We start from the raw sequence: 2,748 nt of genomic DNA, 5'->3' as shown, positions 1-2,748 counted from the left end.
CATGTTGGTTCACCTGGCTGGCAAAACCTTGCGCCGCATACGCGATAGCGGCCAATGCAATCTGCCTATGGAGTTCATGCCACCTTGGCATTTCGCCGACAGCGGATGATGCGGCAGTCTCTTCGTCAAACGCCTGGCTGGCGTTTTGGGACGGAGACCAAGAAAATGCAGATCCAGACCGGAATCGAAACCGACAGACCCGTCATTGCCGACGCAAGACCTGCGATGGACGACCGGCAAATCGTCGATATTGTCCTGGCAAGCGATGCACACGGCGCCTTCGTCTGGGGCGTGCTCGACCGTATGCTGGATGAGCCCGGCCTGTGCTTCGGCAACATCACAGCGTCCGGGTTCGGCGCGATGGAGGCGGCGGTCCTGGCCTATGGCATGGCCCTTGGTGGCCGGCGAGGCGCGCGCACGGCACTCGCCAACTTCTGGCGACGTGTCAGTCACGCATCCATGTTCGCAGCCGATACGGCCAATCTCCTGAGATCGATACTGGAACAGTCGATAGACATTGCGGAGATCCGCAAGAAAACCTGCCCTGTGAAACTCAGCATCCTTGTTTCGAATGCTCGCACCGATGCCGTCAAGATTTTCACTGGCGATCAATTGTCGATCGACGCGATCCTGGCGGCGGCGACAATCCCGTTCCTCTTCCCGGCGGTAGAGATCGACGGCGACACCTATTGGGGCGACGGCGACCTTTCGGCTTTGCCTCCGGTCCAGCCGGTTGAAGCTGCCCATCGGCTGGCCGTCACCGGCAAGCCCGCATTGTTCATGACGCCGTGCGCGGATCGCCGCCTCCCCGCCGGTCATGGTGCGATCAAGCACACGCCGATCCACACCATCTTCGACAGTCTGCACCGGGCCGGCGCTTCGCTGTTCACAAGGCCCTGGACCGACTGGGGTGAGCTGACCGACATGCGCGACAGAGGGCGGCAACGGGCAGAGCACTGGCTTCTCGCCGATCATCTCTGCCTGGACGAACGCTCCTCCGCCGACTGCAAAAACAGATACTTCTAGGCGCCTCCCTCCCGCCTAGCCGCGCCTGCTTCGCCACGCTCACGACTGCAGGCGCCAAGCCCTCCGGTTCCCCGCCGGAGGGCTTTTGCCTGGGAGGGCCTCAACATAGTGACAGCGTATCAAATCCATGCCGAGACAGCATTTCAGCTCGGGCGTCGGATCGGGGACACTGCTTGCAGACAGGCCGCAAGGCCAGTCTTTCCCCTCGAAAACCAACCAGGAGACACGCCCGTGATCAACACCAGAACCCTCATCGGATCGGCCCTCGCGGCCGCCACCTCGCTGGCCGCGACAGCGGCCTATAGCGGCCCGGCAGCCCAACCCAGCTTCGCCTTCGAGAAGTGCTACGGCGTCGTCAAGGCCGGCCAGAACGACTGCCAGACCGCGACGCATTCATGCGCCGGCACCTCCACCGCCGACAACCAGCCGGATTCGTGGCTCTACGTGCCCGCGGGCAGCTGCGCGAAGATCGCCGGCGGCAGCGACAAGCCGAAAGCCTGAGCAATCCTGACTTCGAGCCAACCTCTAGAATGGAGCAGACCGATGACCCGTGCGTTTCAGTCCCTCGCGATTCCCGCTACCGCGGGCATCGGTCTTCGCTCGCCACATATCAAGGAAATGCTCTCGCGGCGGCCTTCCGCAGGTTGGCTCGAAGTTCATGCCGAGAACTACATGGGGGACGGCGCCGGCGTCGATGCGCTGGAAAAGCTGCGCGAAACCTACCCACTGTCGGTCCACGGCGTTGGCCTGTCCCTTGGCAGTGCAAGAGGCGTGGATCACAGCCATCTCCAAAGGCTGCGCAAGGTTTGCGAGCGGTTCCAGCCGGATCTCGTTTCGGAGCATCTCGCCTGGAGCGTCGCCGACGGCGCCTACCTGAACGATCTGCTGCCGCTGCGTTACGATGAAGACGCGTTGGCGATCGTCGCGCGCAATGTCGAGACTGTCCAGGACACGCTGAAGCGCCGCGTCCTGATCGAAAATCTCTCCGCCTATATCGCCTTTGCGGACTCCTCGATGAACGAGGCAGAATTCCTGGCCGAACTCGTCGAACGGACCGGCTGCGGCTTGCTGCTGGATGTCGACAATGTCCAGGTCTCGGCGCACAACCTCCAATATGACGCAGAAGCCTTCATCGACACGTTGCCGGCTGATTCCATTGGCGAAATCCACCTTGCCGGACATGCCACCAATCAGGTCGGGGCCGACACCGTGCTCATCGACGACCATGGCTCACGCGTGCCGCCAATCGTCTGGACGCTCTACCAGCATGCCATAGGCCGGCTTGGACCGCGCCCTACCCTGATCGAATGGGACACCGATGTTCCCGTTCTCGATGTGCTGCTCGGCGAAGCGATGTGGGCCGACATGCTCTCCGCTTCGATCATGTTCAGCCGCAAGCAGGCCGCGAGACAAACAGCGGCTGCCAAACCCCGGCCAAAGTCCACCCTGGTTTCCTTCGAAAACGAGGCGGGCACAGGCATGCCCGTGCTTGCGGCATTTGCCGTCGCCAAGGCTGGTCCGGCCATGCCGCTCGTGTCGCCGCCGGTAGAGGGAGGATATCATGCTGCCGCTTGACCACCTGCAGACCTCCATGGCGCGCTCGGTGCTGGGCTTCGAGCCATTGGTCGCCGCAAGAATGTTGACCGCCGGCAAGGCCGATCCTCTGGCCCGCCTGCGCATCTATCAAAACAACACCCGCAGTTCGCTCATCGCGGTGCTGAT

General features: G+C 62.6%; 3 protein-coding genes. All 3 read left to right on the top strand.

Going from position 1 to position 2,748, the window contains the following annotated elements:
• The first annotated feature begins 54 nt into the window (after positions 1–54).
• The 3 genes from OOJ09_RS31865 (at position 55) to OOJ09_RS31855 (ending at position 2,601) form a co-directional block, all read left to right on the top strand.
• Positions 55–1,026: a patatin-like phospholipase family protein gene (locus OOJ09_RS31865; RefSeq protein ID WP_269909015.1), complete on the top strand. Its 972-nt coding sequence runs from the start codon at positions 55–57 to the stop codon at positions 1,024–1,026.
• A 231-nt stretch (positions 1,027–1,257) separates the two neighbouring features.
• Positions 1,258–1,527: a DUF2282 domain-containing protein gene (locus OOJ09_RS31860; RefSeq protein ID WP_269909014.1), complete on the top strand. Its 270-nt coding sequence runs from the start codon at positions 1,258–1,260 to the stop codon at positions 1,525–1,527.
• 42 nt (positions 1,528–1,569) lie between these two features.
• Positions 1,570–2,601: a DUF692 domain-containing protein gene (locus tag OOJ09_RS31855; RefSeq protein WP_269909013.1), complete on the top strand. Its 1,032-nt coding sequence runs from the start codon at positions 1,570–1,572 to the stop codon at positions 2,599–2,601.
• Positions 2,602–2,748: the final 147 nt, after the last annotated feature.

It is taken from the genome of Mesorhizobium qingshengii, from assembly GCF_027563465.1.
In the GTDB taxonomy this organism is placed as follows: domain Bacteria; phylum Pseudomonadota; class Alphaproteobacteria; order Rhizobiales; family Rhizobiaceae; genus Mesorhizobium; species Mesorhizobium qingshengii_A.
This window is presented reverse-complemented; position numbering and strand designations above follow the sequence as displayed.

Excerpts from the sequence above, each read along its gene's own strand:
- OOJ09_RS31855 (WP_269909013.1), top strand. The coding sequence starts at position 1,570 with ATGACCCGTGCGTTTCAGTCCCTCGCGATTCCCGCTACCGCGGGCATC.
- OOJ09_RS31865 (WP_269909015.1), top strand. The coding sequence starts at position 55 with ATGCAATCTGCCTATGGAGTTCATGCCACCTTGGCATTTCGCCGACAG.